The organism is Chelatococcus sp. CO-6, assembly GCF_001271345.1.
Classification (GTDB): Bacteria; Pseudomonadota; Alphaproteobacteria; order Rhizobiales; family Beijerinckiaceae; genus Chelatococcus_A; species Chelatococcus_A caeni.
Window position 1 is genome coordinate 3,981,025 of the sequence record NZ_CP012398.1, and the last position, 22,695, is coordinate 4,003,719.

A 22,695-nucleotide genomic window follows, 5' to 3' on the forward strand; every position below is an offset into this window, starting at 1 on the left:
TACTCGTCCTCAGGCGGCGTTCAGCCCCTTGCGACGAGAGATGAGTGCGCCGACCACTTTCTGAAAGGCCGTCGCAAAGGATTCCACGTCCGCCTCGGTCGAGGCCCAGCCGAAGCTCACGCGCAGCGCCCCCTCGGCGAGCGAGGGGGCGACCCCCATCGCCGTGAGCACATGCGAGCGCCGCACCTTGCCCGACGAGCAGGCCGAGCCGGACGACACCGCCATGCCCTCGAGATCGAGCATCATGAGCAGCGTTTCCGCCTTCAGGCCATCGATCGCGAAGGCGCTCGTGTTCGGCAGGCGCGGGGCCCTGGCACCGAAAACCACCACTCCAGGCTCGACCAGGCGAAGGCGGGCTTCGAGCCCGTCGCGCAAGGCACCGGTCAGGGCGGCATAATCCGCAAGCCCTGCCAGCGCAAGCGCACAGGCCTCCCCGAAGCCCGCTATGCCCGCAACATTCTCCGTGCCGGCCCGATAGCCGCCCTCCTGGCCGCCGCCGCGCACCAGCCGCTCGCGCACCTCGACGCCGGGCCGGGTGACGAAGGCGCCGACGCCCTTCGGTCCGCCGATCTTGTGGGCGGACAGGGTGATGACGTCCGCGCCCCAGGCGGCCATGTCGACGGACAGCTTGCCCGCCGCCTGCACGGCGTCGACATGCAGCAGCCCGCCATGGCGGTGCACGACCTCGGCCACCTCGGCGAGCGGCTGGACGACGCCGGTCTCGCTGTTGGCCGCCTGCAGGCTGACGAGCGCCGTCGCTCCACCTTCGTTCGCCAGGCGACGCAGCCGCGCGTCGATGAAACCGAGATCGGCGATGCCGTCCTGGTCGACCGGGATCGTCTCGCGGGCGTTCTCGGGAAAGCGGCTGCCGCCGAGCACGCTCGCATGTTCGCCCGCGCCCATGAGATGGAGCGCGAGCGTCGCGAAGGACGGTTCGCGCCGCAGCGACGGCGTCATCACGGTATTGTTGGCTTCCGAGCCGCCGCTGGTGAAGACGACGTCGCGCGCCCGCGCGCCGACGAGGGCGGCCACCTTTTCGCGCGCCGTCTCGATCAGCGCGTGCGCCCGGCGCCCTTCCGCATGCACGGACGAGGGATTGCCGACCTCCTCGAAGGCACGCAGGATCACCTCGCGCACGGCCGGCCGCAGGGGCGCCGAGGCGTTGTAGTCGAGGTAATGACGCATGCCCGCCATGCTGTCTCCGCCGGCCTCCTCGCCTGCCGATCACAAACCTTGCTTTTTGCCCCTGTTGATGTGGTAGAGAAGAGCGACCACATCACCGGAGCCACCACCCACGCCATCCGGTTGCATATGCAACTCGATGCACGTATAAGTTGGCTCTTAGAACAGTTCTAACCGTGATTTAGAAGTGCGCGACCGGCATGTCAAGATTTGCACGGCCACTGGCGTGGCTTCCGGCGGCGCAGGCTTTATCGCGGTAACGGTGCCGGATCATGCCTGAAGTCATTTTCAACGGCCCTGCCGGGCGTCTCGAAGGCCGCTACCAGCCTGCGAAGAAGAAGGGCGCGCCCATCGCGATCATTCTTCATCCGCATCCGCAGTTCGGCGGCACGATGAACAACCAGATCGTGTACAGCCTGTTCTACACCTACGTGAACCGTGGGTTTGCGGTGCTGCGCTTCAACTTTCGCGGCGTCGGGCGCAGCCAGGGCTCCTTCGACCACGGCCACGGCGAATTGTCGGATGCGGCCGCCGCGCTCGACTGGGTGCAGTCGCTCAATCCGGACGCGCGCAGCTGCTGGATCGCCGGCGTGTCCTTCGGCGCGTGGATCGGCATGCAGCTCCTCATGCGCCGGCCGGAGATCGAAGGCTTCCTGTCGATCGCGGCCATGGCGAACCGCTACGACTTCTCCTTCCTCGCGCCCTGCCCCTCCTCTGGCCTCTTCGTGCACGGCTCCGAGGACCGGGTCGCGCCGGCGAAGGACGTCATCAGCGTCATCGAGAAGGTCAAGACCCAGAAGGGCATCGTGCTCGAACACGCGGTGATCGACGGCGCCAATCACTTCTTCGACGGCAAGGTCGAGGAGCTGATGCAGACGGTCGACGCCTATCTCGACAAGCGCATCGGCACCCCGCACGAAGACGCCGCCTGACGCGAAGACGCAAACAGGCTTCAGATCGCGGGGCGCCTCACGGCGCCCCGTCCCATTCCAACGCAAGACTGACCGACATGACGACGTACCGTTCCGATTTCCTGCGCACGCTGGCGGCGCGCGGGCTCATCCACCAGATCTCGGATGCCGAGGCGCTCGACGACCTCGCCGTGAAGGAACGGATCGTCGCCTATATCGGCTATGACCTGACGGCGCCGAGCCTGCATGTCGGGCACATGACCAACATCATGATGCTGCGCCGCCTGCAGCAGGCCGGCCACAAGCCCATCGTGCTGATGGGCGGCGGCACGACGCGCATCGGCGACCCCTCGTTCCGCAACGAGGCGCGCCCGCTGCTCGACGATGCGCAGATCGCCGCCAACAAGGAGGGCATCCGCAAGGTCTTCTCGAAGTTCCTCACCTTCGGCGACGGCCCGAGCGACGCCATCATGGTCGACAATGCCGAATGGCTCGACAGGCTCGAGTACATTCCCTTCCTGCGCGACATCGGCCGGCACTTCACCGTCAACCGCATGCTGAGCTTCGAATCGGTGAAGGCGCGCCTCGACAAGGAGGAGCCGCTCTCCTTCCTCGAGTTCAACTACATGATCCTCCAGGCCTACGACTTCCTGGAGCTCAGCCGCCGCTACGGCTGCCGCCTGCAGATGGGCGGCTCCGACCAGTGGGGCAACATCGTCAACGGCATCGAGCTCGCCCGCCGCGTCGACGCCACCCAGGTCTTCGCCCTCACCTGCCCGCTCCTGACCACCGCCTCCGGCGCCAAGATGGGCAAGTCGGCCGCCGGCGCCGTCTGGCTCAACGAGGACATGCTGCCGCCCTACGGGCTGTGGCAGTACTGGCGCAACTCCGAGGACGCCGACGTCGGTCGCTTCCTCAGGATCTTCACCGACCTGCCGCTCGACGAGATCGCGCGGCTCGAGCGGCTCGAGGGCGCCGAGCTCAACGAGGCCAAGAAGGTCCTCGCCACCGAGATCACCGCCCTCGTCCACGGCCGCGTGGCGGCCGAGACGGCGGCCGAGACGGCACGCAAGACCTTCGAGGAAGGGGCGCTGGCCGAGAACCTGCCGAGCATCGACGTGCCTTCGGCCGAGCTGCAGGCCGGGCTCGGCGTGCTCGCCGCCTTCGTCAAGGCCGGCCTCGTCGCCTCCACCAGCGAGGCGCGGCGCCAGATCAAGGGCGGCGGCCTCAAGGTCAACGACGAGGTCGTGAGCGACGAGCGGGCGGTCCTCGACCCCGGCAACCTGACGGCCGACGGCGTCGTCAAGCTGTCGCTCGGCAAGAAGAAGCACGTGCTGCTGCGGGCGCTCTAACGCGGTCCAGGATCCGTCGGGACGGGGAACGCGCGATTGGTACGGTCAGCGTCCGCCCCCGACGGAGGTGGCGCGGCCAAGGCATAGCCGTGGAGCGAACGAATGCCCGGATCAGAAAGAACGATCAACCACGGATCCGTGAGCCTTCGGGCGGAGTCGTTCGGAGAACCTACGGCTCCTGCCATTCTAATGATCATGGGCGCGACTGCGTCCATGCTGTGGTGGCCGGATGAGCTTTGCCAGATGTTGGCCGAGGCTGGCCGTTTTGTCATTCGATACGACAACCGGGATACAGGCCGCAGCACCACTCAGCACCCGGGAGCCCCGCTCTACACGATCGACGACATGGCCGATGACGCCATTGCCATTTTGGATGGCTATGGAATCCCACATGCGCATCTGGTCGGCATGTCTCTGGGAGGTATGATCGCCCAGCTCGTTGCTCTGAAGCAGCCGCGTCGCGTGCAGTCCCTAACGCTCATCAGCACATCGGCTTTTGACGAGGATGATCCGGACCTGCCACCGATGGATCCTGCCCTTCTTGCCCATTTCGGCAAGATCGAAACACTTGATTGGAGTGACCGCGGTGCCGTGGTCGACTTCCATGTCGAGAGCTTTCGCATTTCGGCAGGATCGAACGCCAACTTCGACGAGAGCCGTGCCCGAAGTCTGGCTGAGCGGGAGTATGATCGGGCGCTCAACCCCCAGAGCGCGCTGAACCACAGCATGCTTGGCGGCGGTGAGGAGTGGGCGGGGCGACTTTCGGAAATCGTGGTCCCGGCACTCGTCATCCACGGCAGAAGCGATCCGATCCTTTCTTTCGAGCATGGCAAAAAACTTGCGGCCAAGCTTGCCTCTGCCCGCCTAGTGGCATTGGAGGCGGGGCACGAACTGAATGCGAAGGATTGGCGCAGGATCGTCGATGAAATTCGGCGACAAACCGTTTGACGTGGCCACCGCCATCGGCGCCCGGCAGGATTGAGCGGCCCGATGGAACGCCGCCCCTGCCTCGTCATGTCTCCGTGTACGGCGTGCCATCCTTGTGCACGAAGCGGCCGTCGGCATTGGCGCTCATCATGTCGATGTCGGAGCAGGTCGTCAGGTCGTCGGGATGGCGCGACCCGATTTCCAGATAGACCGCGACCTCGTTCGACCTGTTGATCATGTGGTGGCCGTCGCCGGTGCCCTTCGGAAAGGCCGCGCAGTCGCCCGCGCGAAGAACGGTCTCGCCATGGTCCTCGACGAGCGTCAATTCGCCCGCGATCAGGTAGACGAACTCGTCCTCATGGGAATGCCAGTGCCGCTGGCTCGACCAGCCGCCCGGCGGCAGGCGCGTGAGATTGACGCCAAAATCCGTCAGCCCGCCGGCGTTGCCCAGGCGCTGCCGCAGCCTTCCTGCGCAAGGGGTGTTGAATTGCGGCGGATAGCCGGTTCCCTTGCTGACGGGGATGGCAGCGATGTCGATCTTCGGCATGGCAGTCCTCTTGGCGATCAGCGGGCGCGCTGGCCCGAGAGCGTAGGACCGTCGCCTTGCGCTCCGGCTCAAGGTCGCCGCCCTTCTCCGATGGCCCCGCGTCGGGGGGATCAGACCATGATGCCCCACCGAAAAGCCGCCCGAAAGCGGGCGGCTTCTGCTCCTCACCGCTGGCTGGGGCTCACCGGTGCCGGTGGAAGCGGGGTCGCTCCACCCTGCCCGCTGTCCGCACGTCCCGCGTCAAAGAACTTGCGCAGGAAGCCCGGCGCGATGGCTGACAGGGGATTGATGGTCATGGTCGGCCCCGCCATCGGGCCGCGCACGCGGAAGTTGACGGCGAAGAGCCCCTCGTACTGCCCGCCGCCGAGCAGCAGGCCGATCACCGGCAGCTGGCTGAAGATGTTGTTGAGGGCATAGGCCGGCACGTAGGTGCCGGAAAGGTCGAGCGTCTCGTTGCCGAGGTCGAGATGGCCCTCGAGGCTGATGCCGACCTGCGGCCCCCAGATCACCGCCTCGCGCATGTTGATGCGCCCGCTCGCGCGCGTGAAGTCCACCTTGAGCTTGGTGAAGGGCACGTCGTTGACGGTGACCCGCTCGCCCTCGCGCGGCTGGGCCGAGACGATGCGGCGCAGGGCCGGCTCGTCCACCAGCGAGAAGTCCCGGATGTTGAGGATGCCGGCTGCGCGTCCGTTCGCCGGCGGCAGCTGGAGCACGAGCTGCCCGCCGGCCATGCGCTGGTAGATGTCCACGAAGCGCAGCGCCGCGCCGGCGTCGGCCGTCTGCACGATGGTAAAGGATTCGCCCGAGCTGCCGCGCGACAGGGAGGCGGTGACGGGCGAGCGGCCGAACGAGCCGTTGAAGGCGAGCCCGGACACGTTGCCGCCGCGCATGGCGAGCTTCAGGGCCGCATTGGAGACGAGCTCGTTGTTGAAGCCGCCGAGGATGTCCACGGCGACATCGAGATCGACGTCCGTGGCGTCGTCGCCGCCGCCCCGGCCGAAGACCTGACGCAGGAACGGCCGCGCGTCGAGCACGTTGCCGCGCACCGTCGCCTTGAAGCCGTCGCGCGCGCGGGCGACCTGCAGGCGTACGTCGTCCCCCGGCGACAGCTTGATCTGCGAGAACTCGGCCTCGCTGAAGCTGCCGTCGCTGCGCAGGACGACCCGGCCGCCCTTTGCAGAGGCGCCCGCGCCGTCGAGCGTGAGCTTCTCGAGGATATAGCCGTCGCTCTTCTCGACGAGGTCGAACGCCAGGCTCGCCTCGCGGCCCGCGGCCTTCGTCCAGCCGGGCAGCAGCTCGTTGACCGCCGCCTTGCTGAGATCGACCGTGATGCTCTTCGGCCGCTTGGCCGCCTCGCTCAGCGACAGGTCGGCCGCGACCGTGACGGGCCCCGTGAGCTTCCGCCCGAAATCGAAGCCGAGCCGCGTACGCGCCGCGTCGTCCGCGGTGACTTTGATTGCTGCCTGCCCGCCTGCCCCGGTGAGGGGCTGCCTGAGCGTGACGGTCGCAGGCAGGTCCGCGAGGCGCGCATCCCCGTCGAGCGTCAGGAGGTCGCCGTCGAGCGTGAGCGTGAAGCTGCCCTTCTCGATGTTCTTGTCGCCGGCAATGCCGGTCACGACGAGGTCGCTCAGCTGGCCGCTCGCTTCCGCCTTGACGTCACGCGTCGTCAGTTCGTCGATGAGCGGCAGGGCCAGTTCGAGGCGGATGTCCGCATTGCCGGACACCTTCGCCGGGTCGAGCTCGACCGCCATCCGATCGCGCATGGCCTCGCTGCGGGCGAGCGCGAGGACCGCGTCCGCACCGCCCTGGATGCGCAGGCTGATGCGCGCCTGCGCCGGCTTGCGCAGGTCCTCCACGGCAAAGAAGCCTTCCGACAGGGAAAGCTTGCGCTCTCCCTCCAGGGACACCTCGGAACGCGGCAGGTAGATGCTGACGCTGTCGCCGTCGACCGTGCCGCGCGCCGCCGTATCCATCAGGACCGGCAGGCCTTTCGCGGCCGCGAGCTGCGCGCCCGACATCCGGAACCTGACGTCGACCGTCTCCCGGGGCAGCGGCTTCTTCTGCCGCGAGGCGGCGAGCTCCTCGCCATTGAGATCGACGGTGACCGACAGCTCGTGGACGGTTCCTGCCTGCAGGTTGTCGATGAGGTAGCGCCGGACCCCCGAGGCGACGAAGGCCGGCCACAGCCGGAGGAGCGCGCGCGCATCCGATTCCGAGCTCGATACCGCCACTTTGAGGCCGCCCTCGTCGTCGGGCGTTCCCGCGCTGCCCGACATCTCGACCGCAAGCTGCTGACCGGTGACGGAGAGACGCCTGAGGACCACGCCCCCCTCGTCCCCGCCGACGATCTCAGCGGCGATGTCGTCGATGGTGAGCGGGTCTTCGCCACCCGTCAGGCGCTCGATCACGGCGGCCTTGCCGGCGAGGTCGAGCCGCCAAGGCACGCCCTGGCCCTCGCCGGCAGAGAGCCGGCCGGCGAGGTTGATGCGGGTTTCGCCCGCAGTGAAAGACGCCGAGGGCAGCTCGAATGCCCGCGTGCCGGGGTTCCAGCTCAGGCGCAGGCCGATGTCGTCCACCTCGATCGGCGGCTGGTCGGGATCGTCGATGTAGACGATGGCGGCATCACCGGCCAGGCTCGCATCGAGCGCTTCGAGATGTCCCTCGCCGTCGACCGACAGCGACACTTCGCCCGAGAGCGGCATGCGCGTCGTCACCAGCGAATGGCTGAGGCCGCCGAACAGGAGGAGGTCCGACACCGGCGCGCGCGCGAGGTGCACCTGCGCCTGGCGGGCTCCCTTCTGCTCGCCGCGCACCACCCCCGAGACGCTCCATGGGCCGTGCTCGCCGCGCAGGCCGAAATTGAAGTGGGTCAGCGTCGCCTTGGCGCGGGTGAACTGCAGCGACACATCGGCGAAGCGCGCGCGCGGCCGGCGCTGGGCATCGACGATCGTCAGCCGCGCGTCGCTCAGGCCGAAATGGTCGATCGTGCCGAACAGGCTATCCCGGTCCGTGATGAGATCGACCAGGGAGACGACGGCGGCGGCGAGCGGCAGTTCCTCCTGGGCGGCCCCTTCCGCCACCACGGGAGGCTGGGCCTGCGGCGCGGCCGGTGACGGGGCCGCTTCCTCGTCGGTCGCGGCGAAGGACAGCTCACCCGTCGACGAGACGTTGAGGCGCAGGTCGAGCCCGCTGAAGACGACGGCGCTCGGGCTCACCCGCCCGACCATCAGCCCCAGGGAGCTGACCGATATCTCGCCCGCCTGCGCCTTCAGGACGCTCGCGCCATCGGCGTTGCGGATGTCGATGCCGGAGACGCGCAGGGTCGGGCCATAACGCGTGTAGTCGATGGCGGCGCTCGCGATGCCGACGTCCCAGCCCCTGCCGACGCGCTCCGAGAGCGCCGCCTCGATGCGCTGCGGCAATCCGTCGATCTCGATGGGCGACCAGGCGATTCGCCCGGCAAGGCCGCCGATCAGCAGGAGGACGAGCGCGACGAGAACCAGGAGCACACGGCGGGCTCGGCGGCGACCCCGGGGGCGCGCACGATGCGCCTTCCCTTCGCCGTCGGCGGCCTCGATACGTCTCCTGGCGAACAGCTTGTTCACTCCGGTCCGTTCCCCTTGGGGCGTTCCATTCGTCTCCCACGATTCGTGCGACACGGGAACGCCAACCCGGCCCCATGGCGGCCGACGGGCTGGCATCCTCGTGATCGCGTGGACGTTTTCCGCGCCGCCCTTGACGAGGCGAACAGAACGGCCAGCCTGCTCCACTGCAAGCAATCGGTGGACGGGCGGGCGGACGCTTCGCCGCCTCACGAAAGGCTTAGCGCAAAGAATCAGACGAAAGGAAGGCGAGACGATGGTTCAGGAAGGCGACAAGGCGCCCGATTTCACCCTGCCCGGCGCAGGCGGCACCGAAGTGCGCCTGTCGGCGTTGGCCGGCAGGAAGGTCGTGGTCTATTTCTACCCGAAGGACGACACCAGCGGCTGCACCAAGGAGGCCATTGCCTTCAATGGCCTGCGCCGGGAATTCGAGGCCACCGACACGCACGTCGTCGGCATTTCCGCCGACAGCGTCGCCCGCCACGACAAGTTCCGCGCCAAGCACGATCTCGCGATCACGCTCGCCTCCGACGAGGACCGCAAGGCGATCGAGGCCTACGGCGTCTGGGGCGAGAAGACCATGTACGGCCGCAAGTTCATGGGCATCCTGCGCACCACCTTCCTCATCGGGCCGGACGGCCGTATCGCCCGCATCTGGCGGCAGGTGAAGGTCGACGGCCATGCGGAAGCGGTTCTCGCGGCCGCGCGCGAGCTGTAGCCCTCATTTGCGAATGCTTAACCCTAACGGACTTTAATCTTCAGGGTTTCCGCCCCCTGGAGAAACCCGATTTGCGCCGCCTCTCCCCGCCCAACCTGCAACTTCGCTCCGAGGCGAGCCATGCCGGGGTGTCGCGCCGCCATCTGCAGGTCGGGGCTATCGTCGTCTTCGTGGCGGTGCTGGCCTGGGCGGGGGCGGCGACCTGGATGCTGTTCTTTCGCGACGCGGTCGTCGCCGGCCTCATCGTGCGCCAGCAGCGCATCACGCTTGCCTACGAGGACCAGCTTGCCGCCCTGCGCCGGCAGCTCGATCTGGTCGCCAGCCGGCAATATCTGGAGCAGGAGCGCGTGGAAGCGCGCGTGGCGCAGGTTCTGGAGCGCCAGGAAGAACTCGAGCGCCGCCAGTCGCTGGTTGATGCGCTGCAGAGGCAGGCGAGCGGCATCGAAGCCGTCGGCCGTCCGGCGGGCGGGATCGCCGCGCCGGTCGCCGCCGGCACGACGCGGCCCTCCCCTCCGGCCAATCGGCCATCACGCGGCGAAGCCGCGCGGGACAGGCTCGGCGCCTTGCGCTACCTGCCGGCCCCGCAGCGTCTCGCCCGCACGGACCAGGCGCTCGAGCGGCTGACGCATCGGCAGACATCGGCGCTCTCCGGCATGCTGGCCTCCTCGCAACGCCGGCTCGACCGATATGTCGACATCGTCGCCTCCGTCGGCCTGCCGACCGGGCCGCTCACCCGCCTGCCCGGAAAGGCGGCGGGGGGAGTTGGTGGGCCCTATGTGCCGGTGCAGGCCGACGCGCCGATGCATTTTGGCAGCCTCGCCGACACGCTGAAGGGCAGCCTGACCCTGGCCGCGCGGGCCGCGGGCGTGGTCGCCGCGCTCCCCCTCGGCCGGCCCGCGGAGACGGAGGAGACGAGCCCCTTCGGGGTCCGGCTGGATCCTTTCCTGCGCGCGCCCGCCCTTCACACCGGGCTCGACTTCCGCGCCTCCTACGGCGCGCCGGTCCGCGCCACCGGGCCGGGCACCGTCGTCTTCGCCGGTTACAGCGGCGGCTATGGCAACATGGTGGAGATCGAGCACGTCAGCGGCGTGACGACGCGCTATGCGCATCTTTCCGGCTTCGCGGTCACGGAAGGCGACACGATCGCCGCCGGCGACGTGGTGGGGCGCGCCGGCAGCACGGGCCGCTCCACGGGCCCGCATATCCATTATGAAACGCGGATCGGCGGCGACCCCGTCGATCCGCAGCGCTTCATCGCAGCCGGCGCGCGCCTCTATGGCAGGCGATAGCCGGCACCCTCGCCCGCTCAGTCGATATCCTCGACCTCGACCTCGCCGCCATAGACGCGCTGGGCGAGCGACGCCTCGATGAACGGATCGAGCCTGCCGTCGAGCACGTCCTGGGGGCTCGTCGACTGGACGCCCGTGCGCAGGTCCTTCACGAGCTGGTAGGGCTGCAGCACGTAGGAGCGGATCTGATGGCCCCAGCCGATGTCGGTCTTCGACGCCGCCTCGGCCATCGCCTTCTCCTCGCGCATCTGCAACTCGCGCTCGTAGAGGCGCGCCCGCAGCATCGCCCAGGCCGTGGCCCGGTTCTTGTGCTGGGATCGCTCCGCCTGGCAGGCGACGACGATGCCGGTCGGGATATGGGTGATGCGGACGGCCGAATCCGTCGTGTTGACGTGCTGGCCGCCGGCGCCCGAGGCGCGGAAGGTGTCGATCCGGCAGTCGGACTCGTTGACGGCGATGTCGATGCGGTCGTCGACCACGGGATAGACCCATACGGAGGCGAAGCTCGTATGCCGCCGCGCATTCGAATCGAACGGCGAGATGCGGACCAGGCGGTGCACGCCCGATTCGGTCTTCGCCCAGCCATAGGCATTGTGGCCCTTGACGAGGAGCGTGGCCGACTTGATGCCGGCCTCCTCGCCGTCGGTCACTTCCATGACCTCGACTTTGAACCGGCGCCGCTCGCCCCAGCGGATGTACATCCGCATGAGCATCTGCGCCCAGTCCTGGCTCTCGGTGCCGCCGGCGCCGGAGTGGATTTCGATATAGGTGTCGTTCTGGTCCGCCTCGCCGGACAGCAGGGCCTCGATCTGGCGCCTCGCGGCCTCCGCCTGCAGGGACCGGATGGTCTCCTCCGCCTCCTCGACGACCGAGGCATCGCCTTCGGCATCGCCGAGTGCGATGAGCTCGACGGCATCGGCGAGATCACGCTCGATCTGCTCGATGGCCGTGATGCTCTCCTCGAGGGCGGTGCGCTCGCGCATGATCTTCTGCGCAGCTTCCGCGTCGTTCCACAGCGAGGGATCCTCGGCGAGGTTGTTCAGCTCGGCGAGCCGGCGTTTGGCCTGATCCCAGTCAAAGATGCCTCCTCAGCAGTCCGACAGACTGCTTGACGGCATCAACCAACGTCTCGATTTCGGCGCGCATGCTCGCCTTCATCCTGCAATCGGTGGAAGATTGCGCCCGGCCATGCCGTTCACGCCGGACGCATCAGCGCTCTTAGCCAGCCCGGCCCCGGATGTAAACCGTGGCGAGGCGGCAAGGGGCGATGGAGGCCGTCAATAGAGGCCGCCGGAGCCGCTGCCGACGTCACCGGGCGGGGCGGCACCGTAGCTTTCGGGCGCAGCGTCGCTGTAGCCGACGAGATAGCCGTCCGGAGGCGCCGTCCCGGGCTTGAACGCCTCGAGAATCGTGCGCCCGCCCGCCCCGGCGCGCTGGCCGGACGCGAGATCGACGCGGATGAGCTTGATGCCCGGGGGCACGCGGAACGGCGTCGCCGGCTTGCCGTCGAGCGCGAGCGTCATGAAGTCGCGGAAGATGGGCGCGGCATACTGGCCGGCCGTCGCCGAATTGCCGAGCGAGCGCGGACGGTCGTAGCCGAGATAGATGCCCACCGCCAGATCGGGCGAGAAACCGACGAACCAGACGTCCTTGGCCTCGTTCGTCGTGCCGGTCTTGCCGGCGAGCGGCTTGCCGACGCTCTTGACCACGGTCGCGGTGCCGCGCTGCACGACGCCTTCGAGGATCGAGACCATCTGGTACGCCGTCATCGGATCGATGACCTGCTCGCGGTTGTCGACGAGCTGCGGCTCCGGCTGGTTGCGCCACTCGTCGGCGTCGCATCCCTGGCAGATGCGCTCGTCGTGCTTGTAGATGGTGTGGCCCCACCGGTCCTGGATGCGGTCGATGAGCGTCGGCTTGATGCGCTTGCCGCCGTTGACGAACATCGAATAGGCGGTCGTCATGCGCAGCACCGTCGTCTCGCCGGCGCCGAGCGACATCGGCAGGTAGGGCGCAAGATCGTCGTAGATGCCGAAGCGTTTCGAATAGTCGCCGATCAGCGGCATGCCGACGTCACGGGCCAGGCGCACCGTCATCAGGTTCTTGGAGCGCTCGATGCCGTAGCGCAGCGTGTGCGGGCCGGTGGACTTGCCGTCGTAGTTCTTGGGCCGCCACACCTCGGTGCCGGACATGATCTCGATCGGCCCGTCGACGATGATCGAGGACGGCGTATAGCCGTTGTCGATCGCCGTCGCATAGACGAACGGCTTGAACGAGGAACCCGGCTGGCGCAGCGCCTGCGTCGCGCGGTTGAACTCGCTCTGGTCGAAGGAGAAGCCGCCGACCATGGCGAAGACGCGCCCGGTGTTGGGGTCCATCACCACCATGGCGCCTGACACCTCGGGGATCTGGCGCAGCCGGTACTGCCCCGGCTTGTCGGCGACGGGCTCGACATAGACCACGTGGCCGGGCTTGAGCGCCTGGGTCAGACGGGCCTTGCGCGTCCACTTGATGCCGTCCGGCAGGATCTTGCCGGTCTCGCGCTCGCTCGACAGCTTGCCCGAGATCTCGCGCGCCGGCTGCAGGCCGATGGTGGCCTCGCGGTCGCTCACCTCGAGCACGACGGCGAGCCGCCACGGCTGCACGTCGCCGAGCGCCGGAATGTCGGCAAGCGCCGCCCCCCACTCGCCGCTGGCGAGATCGATCGTCTCGACCGGGTCGCGCAGCCCCCGCGCCTCGTCGTAGCGCACGAGGCCGTCGACGAGGGTCTTGCGCGCCATCGCCTGCATCTTCGGGTCGAAGGTCGAGCGCACCGACAGGCCGCCGTCGTAGAGCGCCTTCTCGCCGTAGCGCTCGACGATCTCGCGCCGGATCTCCTCGGCAAAAAAGCCGGCGGAATAGGTGTTGGGCGAGAGCGTGCGGGGATTGACCTCGAGCGGCTGGCGCTTGGCGGCATCGGCCTCTTCGCGCGTGATGTAGCCGTTGTCGAGCATGCGGTCGAGCACCCAGTTCCGCCGCTCGATGGCCGCCTCGCGCTGGCGGAAGGGGTGATAGTTGTTCGGCGCCTTCGGCAGCGCCGCAAGATAGGCGATCTCCGGCAGCGTCAGCTCGTGCACCGACTTGCCGAAATAGTTCAGCGCGGCGGCCGCTATGCCGTAGTTGCCGAGGCCGAGGTAGATCTCGTTGAGATAGAGCTCGAGGATCTTGTCCTTCGAATAGACCGCCTCGATTCGCAGGGCGATCAGCGCTTCCTTGATCTTGCGCTCGTAGGTCTGCTCGTTGGTGAGCAGGAAGTTCTTGGCGACCTGCTGCGTGATGGTCGAGGCGCCCTGCTGCCGCCGGCCGGACGACCGCAGGTTGGAGACCACGGCCCGCGCGATGCCTTCGGGATCGACGCCGTTATGCCGGTAGAAATTCTTGTCCTCGGCCGACAGGAAGGCCTCGATGACGAGATTCGGGACGGCCTGGATGGGGAGGAAAAGCCGCTTCTCGCGCGAATATTCGGCGACCAGGCTGCCGTCGCTGGCATGGACGCGCGTCATCACCGGCGGCTCGTAATTGGCGAGCTGCTTGTGGTCCGGCAGGTCCTGGGAATATTTCCAGACGAAGAAGCCGACCACGGACGCCCCGATGACGAAGAGAATCGCCCCGGCCGTGAACAGAAATCCAAGAAAGCGAACTATCAAACGCATCCGTTGAAGGCCCGTCGCCCGTTGCTTCTCCCCGCCGCCACAGCGGCGCCGGTGGTCATCCCCCGATGCGCCGGCGCTCCCTCCCTAACACGAGCCTGCCCCGCGTGACCAGAAACGGCAGCCTGAAAGAGGACGGAAAGCCGAACGATTCGGTTCTTATCCCGCGCATCTATGGAGAAACTGCGGCGTCGGGCTGGGCGGCGAGGCGTGTCGCGAAGAAGCGGTCCACGGCCTCGACGAGCGCGGCGCTCGATTTGTCGCGCCACGCGTCGGACACGAGGAGGTCCGCGTCCTTGGCGCTCGACAGATAGCCGAGCTCGATGAGCACGGAGGGAATGTCGGGTGCCTTGAGGACGATGAACCCGGCCGAGCGCAGCGGGTTCTTGTTGAGCGCGACGACGTCGCGCAGGCCGTTCACCACCTTGTTGGCGAAATCGAGCGAGAAGACCCGCGTCTCGCGCTTGGTCAGCTCGGCCAGGATGCCGGCGATCTCGTTCGGATCCTCGACCACGTCGACACCGGCGATCTGGTCAGCGAGGTTCTCCTTGGCGGCGAGCCGCTCGGCCTCGGCGTCGCTGGCGAAGGCCGAGCCGGTGTAAACGGTCGCCCCGCGCACGCGGCTGCTGTCGGACAGCGTGTCGGCATGGATGGAGACGAACAGCGACGCCCCCGCTTTCTGGGCCATGCGCCAGCGACCGCCGAGCGAGACGAAGGTGTCACTGGTGCGGGTCATCATGACCCGGTAGCGCCCCGTCTCCTCCAGCCGCAGCTTGAAACGCTCGGCGAAGGCGAAGACCACGTCCTTTTCGGCGACCCCGTTGACGCCGATCGCCCCGGGATCGACGCCACCATGGCCGGGATCGATGACGATGAGCGGCTTGTCGCCCGCCGGCGGAACCGGCTGCGGTGCGGCGGCGGCCGGCAGCGGCTCGGGCTCCACCATCGGCTTGAGCGCCGTCTTGCGATAATTCGCCCGGTCGGTGCGGGAAAGCTCGATGACGAGCAGGGTGCCCTCCCCCAGAGCCCGGCTGTCGATGCGCTCGACGAGGGCCGGCTGCGCGAGGTCGATGACGATGCGCGAGCGGCCCGGGGCGAAGAGGCCGAAGCGATAGGAAGCGACGAGCCCGGCGCCCTTGCGCCCGGCATTGGCCGGCAGCTGGAAATTGACCTCGGGCAGGTCGATGATGACCCGGTCGGGCCGCTCCAGCAGGAAGGCCTTGGCCTCCACGGGGCGGGACAGGGTCAGGCTGAGACGGGTAGCCGCGCCTTCGACCTTGATGTCGGCGGCCACGGCAACAGCCGCTCCTGAAGGCGCCGCGGAATCCTGGGCCGCGGCAGGGTGCGCGAGCAGCAGGCCGACGGCGGCAAGGCAGGCCGCGAACAGCCTCGCGGCGCGGCGTTTCACCGCCCCGCCCTTCCCGCCTGCCTCGATGCCGATGCGCGCCATTGGAAGCGGCCCCTGTCCCACCGCCGTTTCTTCAAGGAACCATCCATTAAGAGATAGGAAGGCCTTGGTTAATACTTCTTCACCAGCGCGGCCACGCTGGCATTCCATGCGTGGCCTTCCTGCAACAATCGCTCATGACTCTTGCCAAATGGCCGCATGCGTCTGTAATGAAAAGGCGACTCTGTTTTCGGCGTCGCCGTTGGTCGCCTTTTTCAAATCGGGCGGCTGTGCCGCGGCAGTCCCCCTCCCCATGGGCAGGCGGGCGCGGCCTTGAAGCGGCGTGCCGAAGCGGCGGTTGTCATTTCGTTGCGGGATCGTCCGCAACGCTTTCACGTCGGTCCCGGTCCTTTCCCGCGGCACCGGCGTCTCGAGGCTAAGGATCGGAGGACTATGGGCAGCCCGACAGCGATCGCCCGGCTTGCTCCATCGCCGACCGCAGGACGCGGCGCGATGGTCGGGGGATATTCGTACGGCTTGCTCCAGCTCTTCCACACCACCGCATTCCCGTCACCCCATGCGCCCGTATCCAGCGGTGCGCCAGCGACCTGTCGACGGACGCCGCCTGCCGCCTTCCGGCTGGCGGAGCAGACGTTGTTTCGCACGGAATTGCCCAGCGGCATGCGCCGGAGGTCGCCCGTATGAGAGTTCAACATGGCAAACAAGATGCTCATCGACGCCTCCCACCCGGAAGAAACCCGGGTGGTGGTCGTCCGCGGTAACCGCGTCGAAGAGTTCGACTTCGAATCCGCCAATCGCAAGCAGCTTCGCGGCAATATCTATCTCGCCAAGGTCACGCGGGTCGAACCGTCCCTGCAGGCCGCCTTCGTCGAATACGGCGGCAATCGCCACGGGTTCCTCGCCTTCAGCGAGATCCATCCCGACTACTACCAGATCCCCGTCGCCGACCGTCAGGCGCTGCTGGCCGAGGAGGCCCAGGCCGAGCGCGAGGCCGAGAAGGATGAGGAGCGCGCCGCCCGCCGCCGCCAGTCCAAGCGCTCGCGCAAGGGCGACGATGCGACCGTGAGCGCCGAGCCCGAGGCGGACGAGAATGCCGCCGCGCCGGAGGGCGAAACGGCCGAGGCGAACGGCGAGGAAGAGGTGATCGAGCACCTCGGCGGCGCCGACGTCGGCGAGGAGGTGCCGGACCGCCGTCACCGTCCCCTGCGCCGCCAGTACAAGATCCAGGAGGTGATCAAGCGCCGCCAGGTGCTGCTCGTCCAGGTGGTCAAGGAAGAGCGCGGCAACAAGGGCGCGGCGCTGACGACCTATCTCTCGCTCGCCGGCCGCTATTCGGTGCTGATGCCCAACACGGCGCGCGGCGGCGGCATCTCGCGCAAGATCACCAACGTCACCGACCGCAAGCGCCTCAAGACCATCGCCCAGGAGCTCGACGTGCCCGAGGGCATGGGCGTCATCCTGCGCACGGCCGGTGCCTCCCGCACCAAGGCCGAGATCAAGCGCGATTTCGAATATCTCCTGCGCATGTGGGAGAGCGTGCGCGAGCTGACGCTGAAGTCGTCCGCTCCGGCGCTCGTCTACGAGGAAGGCTCGCTCATCAAGCGCGCCATCCGCGACCTCTACAACAAGGACATCGACGAGGTTCAGGTCTCCGGCGACGACGGCTACCGCGAGGCCAAGGACTTCATGCGCATGCTCATGCCGAGCCATGCCAAGGTCGTGAAGCCCTATAGGGACCCGCAGCCGCTCTTCGCCCGATTCGGCGTCGAGGCGCAGCTCGACGCGATGTTCTCCAACCAGGTGACGCTGAGGTCCGGCGGCTACATCGTCATCAACCCGACGGAGGCGCTCGTCTCCATCGACGTGAACTCGGGCCGCTCGACGCGCGAGCACAACATCGAGGACACGGCGCTCAAGACGAATCTCGAGGCGGCCGAGGAGATCTCGCGCCAGCTGCGCCTGCGCGACCTTGCCGGCCTCATCGTCATCGACTTCATCGACATGGAGGAGAAGCGCAATAACCGCGCCGTCGAGAAGAAGCTGAAGGAGTGCCTGAAGAACGACCGGGCGCGCATCCAGGTCGGCCGCATCTCGGCCTTCGGCCTGCTGGAGATGTCGCGCCAGCGCATCCGCACCGGCGTCCTGGAAAGCTCCACGGTGGTCTGCCACCACTGCGGCGGCTCGGGCTTCGTCCGCGCCACGGCTTCGGTCGCGCTGCACATCCTGCGCTCCATCGAGGAGGCGCTGCTCAAGAGCGCCGCGCACAACGTCGTCGTGAAGACGCGGACCGAGGTCGCGCTCTACATCCTCAACCAGAAGCGCGTGCACCTGCGCGAGCTCGAGACGCGCTTCGACGTCGGCATCTCGATCTTCGGGGACGATACGCTCTCCGGCACCACGAACTTCACCATCGAGCGCGGCGAGGCCGTCCTGCGCAGCGAGACGCGGGCACCGGCCACGGGCATCCGCATCGAGAGCGCGCCGGTCATCGAGGAAGAGCCGGACGTCGCCGATGAAGAGGAGGACGTGACCGAGGAGGCCCCGCAGCAGGCCCGCGCCGGACAGGAAGGCAGCGAGGACGGCAACGGCAAGCGTCGCCGCCGTCGGCGTCGCCGTCGCGGCGGACGGGGTGGCGAAGGTCGCGAGGCTGCGCCGGCCGACGCCGGGACCGCGGCCGAATTCCAGTCGGATGAGGATGATGACGCGGATGCCCCGGCCGCCGAGCCGGACGCCGTGGCCGAGGTCGTGGCCGAAGCCGCCACCGAGGAGCCGGCCGAGACGCCCGCCGCCGAGGCGGACGAGGCTGCGCCGGCCAAGCGACGCCGGACGCGTCGTCCGACGCGCGGCAAGCGCGCGTCCGATGAGGCCGTGGCCTCGCCCGCCGCAGAGGCCGAACGTGCGCCGGAAGCTGCCGCCGACCTTGAAGCTGCGCCCCCCGCCGATGAGGCGGAGGAGGAAGTGGTTGCTGCACAGCCGCAGCAGCCCGCCCCGGCCCCGAGGCAATCCCCGCTCCGGCACCGCAGAAGCCGGCCGAGCCCGAGCCGGCGGAGGAGGATGCCAACCGGCCGAAGCGCACGGGCTGGTGGGCCCGCGCCAAGGCCAGCCTCACCGGCGGCTGAGCCGCGAGGAATTGTCGGTTTCAGGAAGCGGCGGGCCCCGGCCCGCCGCTTTCCTTTTGGCTATTCCCTCGCCGCGGCGCGGCAGCGGTTGACGATGGCGGTGACACGCCCCCGGGTGTCTGCCGACGTGTCCGCGAGGTCGATCTCCTCCTGCCGGATCGCCGCGTCGGCACAGGCGCAATAGCGCGTGCACTCAGCCGCCGCGACGCCGGCCTGCTCGCAGCTCGCACGGCACTGCGGCACGAAGCCTGCTGCCACGGAAGGCTGGCGCGTGATGCCGAGCGCCTGGGCGGCAAGGAACATGAGACCGAACAGCACGGGCTGGTGGACGAGATAGAAGGCCAGGCTGTGCCGGCCGGTCCAGGCGATGAGACGCTCGACCATGCCCGGCGTCCGGCTGGTCCGCAGCCATGCCGTCAGGTTTCGGTCGACCGCTATCCGGCCGGCCGCGACACCGAGCAGCACCGGCCCGAACCACGGGAAGAGCGGCACATAGTCGTTCGACATCGGCACCTGCGTGCCGAGGCCGACGAAGGCGAGCGCCGGCAGGTCGAACAGCGGCCATGCGACGAGCCACGGAGCCGCCACGACGGCGATGCCGGCGGCCGCAGCGACGGCCGGCGGCAGCCGCAGGAACGGCAGGGCAAGCAGGCTCGACAGGGCGATGCAATGCAGGATGCCGAAGAAGATGTAGCTCTGCGGAAAGGCGAAGAAGGTCACGATGGTGATCGCCGCCGCCGCCGCGACGATCACCGCGAGCCGCCGCAGGAAGGCCTGCCAGCGGATCCCGCGTCCATGGGCGAGCACGAGGCTGAAGCCGACGATGAGGAGGAACGAGGCGGCGATGGCCCGGGCAAAGAGCCGCCAGCCTGGATCGTTGACGACGTCGACGCTCGTGAGACCGAGATGGCTTGCGTCCCATGCGCCGTGATAGACCGCCATGGCGAGGAGCGCGACGCCCCGCGCCAGATCGATGCCGAGAAGCCGGCCGTGGCCATGGACACCGGCGTCGCGCAGGGAGGCCTCGTCCTGCATGGTCGCGGACAGGGACGATCCGTGTCTGGCGGACGTCATGCATTCACCTCCGGCTCCTTCGCGCATCTTCGGCGCGGGCTTCCTCGCTCATAGCCCCTTTTGCCCGCTGCGAGAACGTGCCGCCCGATGAACGCCGGCACGGACCTTTCTGCTAAATCGTTTGAAACGGGCTTGCGGCTGTCTGCGCTTCGCGTCAAAAGCAGGGAAAGACCGGTGAGCCATGGAGCCAGAAATGAGCGACATCCATATCGAGCGAATGAAGGCCTGCGGCGTCATCCCGGTGGTCTCGGTGCCGGACGCGGCGGCCGCCGTGTCGCTGGCCCAAGCCCTTCTCGACGGCGGCATCGACGTAATCGAGCTCACACTGCGCACCGAGGCCGGCCTCGCCGCCATCGAGGCGGTGGCCCGGGAATGCCCGCAGATGTTCGTCATTGCCGGCACGGTCGTGCAGCCGGCCCAGTTCGCCCAAGTGCGCGACGCCGGCGCGAAGGCGGTCGTCAGCCCCGGGTTCAGCGAGACGCTGGACGATGCCGCCAAGGCGGCAGGCCTGCCCTGGCTGCCCGGTGTCGCCACGGCCTCGGAAGTGATGCGCGCGGGCGAGCGCGGCCGCACGGCCCTGAAGTTCTTCCCGGCCGAGCAGGCCGGCGGCATCGCCATGATCAAGGCGCTCGCCGGCCCCTTCCCCAAGGTCGTCTTCTGCCCGACGGGCGGCGTCAACACGACCAATCTCGGCGACTACCTCGCCCAGAAGATGGTGATGTGCGTCGGCGGGACATGGCTGACGCCGCCAGCGGCGGTCTCGGCCGGCGACTGGGCCGCGATCCGCGAGGAGGCGGCCAAGGCGCGCAGGCGGGTCGACGAGTTGCGCGCCGCCTGACCCGGTTGCGGCTGCCCTCGCCGGCTGCTTCAATGGACCCACGTGCGTGAATGCGGCCGTGGGTGATGACTGCGTCTGGTCCTGCAGCTCTCGACGAGGATCTCGAGGTGCTGGCCGAATGGCTGGCCTCGGCCGAGGTCGTCGCGCCCTTCACCGGCGCGGGGATCTCGACAGAGAGCGGCGTGCCGGATTTCCGGTCGCCGGGCAGTCCTTGGCTCACGAACCAGCCCATTGCCTTCGACGCCTTCCTGGCGAGTGCGGAGGCCCGGCGGGAGGCATGGCGGCGCAAGTTCGCCATGGACGACCTCTACGCCGGTGCGGCCCCCGGACGTGGGCATCATTTCCTTGCCGGTCTCGTCGCGTCCGGCAAGGCGCCGGCCATCATCACCCAGAACATCGACGGCCTGCAGCAGGCGGCGGGCGTGCCGGAGGACCGGGTGATCGAGCTGCACGGCAACGGCACCTACGCGGCCTGCCTCGACTGTGCGCAGCGGCAGGAGCTGGCGGAGATCCGCCCGGCCTTCGAAACGAGCGGGCAGCCACCCGCCTGCCCGCATTGCGGCGGCATCATCAAATCCGCCACCATCTCCTTCGGCCAAACCCTGCCGCAGGCGGCGCTGCAGCGGGCCCTGGCGCTGGCGGGCGCCAGCGATCTCTTCATCGCCATCGGCTCCTCGCTGCTGGTCCATCCCGCGGCGGGGCTGCCGGTGCTGGCGAAGCGGCACGGGGCGCGTCTCGTCATCATCAACCGTGAGGCAACACCGCTCGATGAGATCGCCGACCTTGTCCTCAACGGCGAGATCGGCGCAATCTGCATGCGACTCGCCGAACTGTCCGGCGACGCCGGGCGGAGCATTAATTATTCATGAATTCTGACTTTGCGCTGCGTCTGTGAGTGTTATCCTTGTCTGGGGAATCGTTCTCTACGATTCGGCTGGTGGTTTTCATGTCCGACGATTTTTCTTCAAATGGTTTCGACCCCAAGGTCGGCGCGCCGGATGAAGCGCGCCTGACGGGCAATGCTGATCTGGAATCGGTCGCCGAGCCGGTTGTCGAGCTCGCCGGTCACATCAAGTGGTTCGACGTCGCCAAGGGCTTCGGCTTCATCGTGCCCGACAACGGGCTGCCGGACGTGCTCGTGCACGTCACCTGCCTGAAGCGCGACGGCTATGAGACCGCGAGCGAAGGCGCGCGCGTGGTCTGCGAGGTGGCGCGCCGCGCACGCGGCCTGCAGGCCGTGCGCATCATCTCCATGGATGAATCGACGGCCCTCCATCCGAGCGAATTGCCGCCGCCGCGCACGCACGTGACCGTCGTGCCGACGAGCGCGCTCGAAACCGTCACCGTGAAGTGGTTCAACCGCCTGCGCGGCTTCGGCTTCGTCACGCGCGGGGAAGGCACCCCGGACATCTTCATCCATATGGAGACCCTGCGGCGCTTCGGCATCACCGACGTGAAGCCCGGCCAGCAGCTGCTCGTGCGCTTCGGCAACGGGCCGAAGGGTCTCATGGCGGCAGAGGTGCGCCCGGCGGACGGGGGCCATGCTCCCGCCACCCATTGAGGCCGGTGCCGAGGTGAGATCATGGCGGCGCCTTCGGTTCGGCCTGGCCGCTGTCGTCTTGCTCGCCTCGGCCACGGCCGCGGTGGCACAATCCCTTGAGAACCTGACGATCCACACGGCGAGCGGCAGTCACGCTTTCGCCGTCGAGGTCGTGCGCACGCCGGAGGAGCGGGCCGTCGGCCTCATGAACCGCCGGTTCCTCCCGGCCGATCGTGGCATGCTCTTCGATTTCGGCGAGACGGCACCGGTCTCGATGTGGATGAAGAACACCTATATCTCGCTCGACATGCTGTTCATCCGGGCCGACGGCACCATTGCGCGCATCGCTCAGCGCACCGAGCCGCTGTCGACCCGCATCGTGCCGTCCGGTGAGCCCGTGCTGTCGGTGCTGGAGCTCAATGCCGGCACGGCGGCGCGTATCGGCGCAAGGCCCGGGGACAAGGTGGAGCACCCGCTGTTCTCCGGCCGGTAGGACGCT

Annotated in this window: 16 protein-coding genes and 1 pseudogene; 10 read left to right on the forward strand and 7 right to left on the reverse strand. The window is 68.2% G+C overall.

The annotated features are described in order from the left end of the window. Positions 1–9 precede the first annotated feature (9 nt). Positions 10–1,194 carry a cysteine desulfurase family protein gene (locus AL346_RS18635; RefSeq protein ID WP_019404379.1) on the reverse strand — a complete coding sequence of 395 codons (1,185 nt, stop codon included), beginning with the start codon at positions 1,192–1,194 and terminating at the stop codon, positions 10–12. 260 nt (positions 1,195–1,454) lie between these two features. On the opposite strand from AL346_RS18635, the gene AL346_RS18640 reads away from it, so the two are divergent. From AL346_RS18640 to AL346_RS18650, 3 genes are all read left to right on the forward strand, one after another. Further along, positions 1,455–2,114: an alpha/beta hydrolase gene (locus AL346_RS18640; protein WP_019404380.1), complete on the forward strand. Its 660-nt coding sequence runs from the start codon at positions 1,455–1,457 to the stop codon at positions 2,112–2,114. 77 nt (positions 2,115–2,191) lie between these two features. Further along, positions 2,192–3,445 (forward strand): tyrosine--tRNA ligase, encoded by a 1,254-nt coding sequence (gene tyrS / locus AL346_RS18645; protein WP_019404381.1) that lies wholly within the window; start codon positions 2,192–2,194, stop codon positions 3,443–3,445. Positions 3,446–3,547: 102 nt separating this feature from the next. Continuing rightward, the gene (locus AL346_RS18650) at positions 3,548–4,393 is read left to right on the forward strand and encodes an alpha/beta fold hydrolase (RefSeq protein ID WP_040405487.1); all 846 of its coding nucleotides are present in this window, start codon (positions 3,548–3,550) and stop codon (positions 4,391–4,393) included. 64 nt (positions 4,394–4,457) lie between these two features. Here AL346_RS18650 and AL346_RS18655 read toward each other — a convergent pair whose 3' ends face one another. Then, positions 4,458–4,919, reverse strand: coding sequence for a cupin domain-containing protein (locus AL346_RS18655; RefSeq protein ID WP_019404383.1), 462 nt, complete (start codon positions 4,917–4,919; stop codon positions 4,458–4,460). Positions 4,920–5,083: 164 nt separating this feature from the next. Next, complete coding sequence (locus AL346_RS18660; protein ID WP_019404384.1) at positions 5,084–8,428, reverse strand: DUF3971 domain-containing protein; 3,345 nt, start codon at positions 8,426–8,428, stop codon at positions 5,084–5,086. Positions 8,429–8,777: 349 nt separating this feature from the next. Here AL346_RS18660 and bcp point away from each other — a divergent pair, with 349 nt between their 5' ends. Beyond that, positions 8,778–9,239 carry a thioredoxin-dependent thiol peroxidase gene (bcp, locus tag AL346_RS18665; protein WP_053193945.1) on the forward strand — a complete coding sequence of 154 codons (462 nt, stop codon included), beginning with the start codon at positions 8,778–8,780 and terminating at the stop codon, positions 9,237–9,239. Positions 9,240–9,310: 71 nt separating this feature from the next. Then, on the forward strand, positions 9,311–10,528 hold the full coding sequence (locus tag AL346_RS18670; RefSeq protein WP_053193946.1) for a M23 family metallopeptidase: 1,218 nt from the start codon (positions 9,311–9,313) through the stop codon (positions 10,526–10,528). A 17-nt stretch (positions 10,529–10,545) separates the two neighbouring features. On the opposite strand, the gene prfB is transcribed toward AL346_RS18670, so the two are convergent. The 3 genes from prfB to AL346_RS18685 all read right to left on the reverse strand — a co-directional run bounded on the left by prfB (position 10,546) and on the right by AL346_RS18685 (position 15,667). After that, positions 10,546–11,674, reverse strand: a protein-coding gene (prfB, locus tag AL346_RS18675; protein WP_096335495.1) for a peptide chain release factor 2 whose coding sequence is annotated in 2 segments (ribosomal slippage) — positions 10,546–11,604 and positions 11,606–11,674 — 1,128 coding nt in all. Because the reading frame shifts where the segments join, the coding sequence is not laid out codon by codon here. A gap of 131 nt (positions 11,675–11,805) precedes the next feature. Beyond that, positions 11,806–14,220 carry a penicillin-binding protein 1A gene (locus tag AL346_RS18680; protein WP_026015462.1) on the reverse strand — a complete coding sequence of 805 codons (2,415 nt, stop codon included), beginning with the start codon at positions 14,218–14,220 and terminating at the stop codon, positions 11,806–11,808. A gap of 169 nt (positions 14,221–14,389) precedes the next feature. Further along, entirely contained in the window at positions 14,390–15,667 is a 1,278-nt protein-coding gene (locus AL346_RS18685; RefSeq protein ID WP_019404081.1) for an N-acetylmuramoyl-L-alanine amidase, read from the reverse strand. Between the two features lie 651 nt (positions 15,668–16,318). Here AL346_RS18685 and AL346_RS18690 point away from each other — a divergent pair. Further along, positions 16,319–18,744: pseudogene (locus AL346_RS18690) on the forward strand (ribonuclease E/G). A gap of 60 nt (positions 18,745–18,804) precedes the next feature. Here the strand turns inward: AL346_RS18690 and AL346_RS18695 are convergent. After that, positions 18,805–19,818, reverse strand: coding sequence for a heparan-alpha-glucosaminide N-acetyltransferase (locus tag AL346_RS18695; protein WP_157672276.1), 1,014 nt, complete (start codon positions 19,816–19,818; stop codon positions 18,805–18,807). Between the two features lie 193 nt (positions 19,819–20,011). On the opposite strand from AL346_RS18695, the gene eda reads away from it, so the two are divergent. The 4 genes from eda (at position 20,012) to AL346_RS18715 (ending at position 22,689) form a co-directional block, all read left to right on the forward strand. Continuing rightward, complete coding sequence (gene eda, locus AL346_RS18700) at positions 20,012–20,656, forward strand: bifunctional 4-hydroxy-2-oxoglutarate aldolase/2-dehydro-3-deoxy-phosphogluconate aldolase (RefSeq protein ID WP_019404084.1); 645 nt, start codon at positions 20,012–20,014, stop codon at positions 20,654–20,656. 65 nt (positions 20,657–20,721) lie between these two features. Beyond that, complete coding sequence (locus AL346_RS18705) at positions 20,722–21,525, forward strand: Sir2 family NAD-dependent protein deacetylase (RefSeq protein ID WP_050996738.1); 804 nt, start codon at positions 20,722–20,724, stop codon at positions 21,523–21,525. Positions 21,526–21,602: 77 nt separating this feature from the next. Continuing rightward, a complete protein-coding gene (locus tag AL346_RS18710; RefSeq protein ID WP_019404086.1) occupies positions 21,603–22,217 on the forward strand; it encodes a cold-shock protein in 615 nt (204 codons plus the stop codon). Continuing rightward, complete coding sequence (locus AL346_RS18715; RefSeq protein ID WP_019404087.1) at positions 22,198–22,689, forward strand: DUF192 domain-containing protein; 492 nt, start codon at positions 22,198–22,200, stop codon at positions 22,687–22,689. Before AL346_RS18710 ends, AL346_RS18715 begins: the two co-directional genes overlap by 20 nt. Positions 22,690–22,695 lie beyond the last annotated feature (6 nt).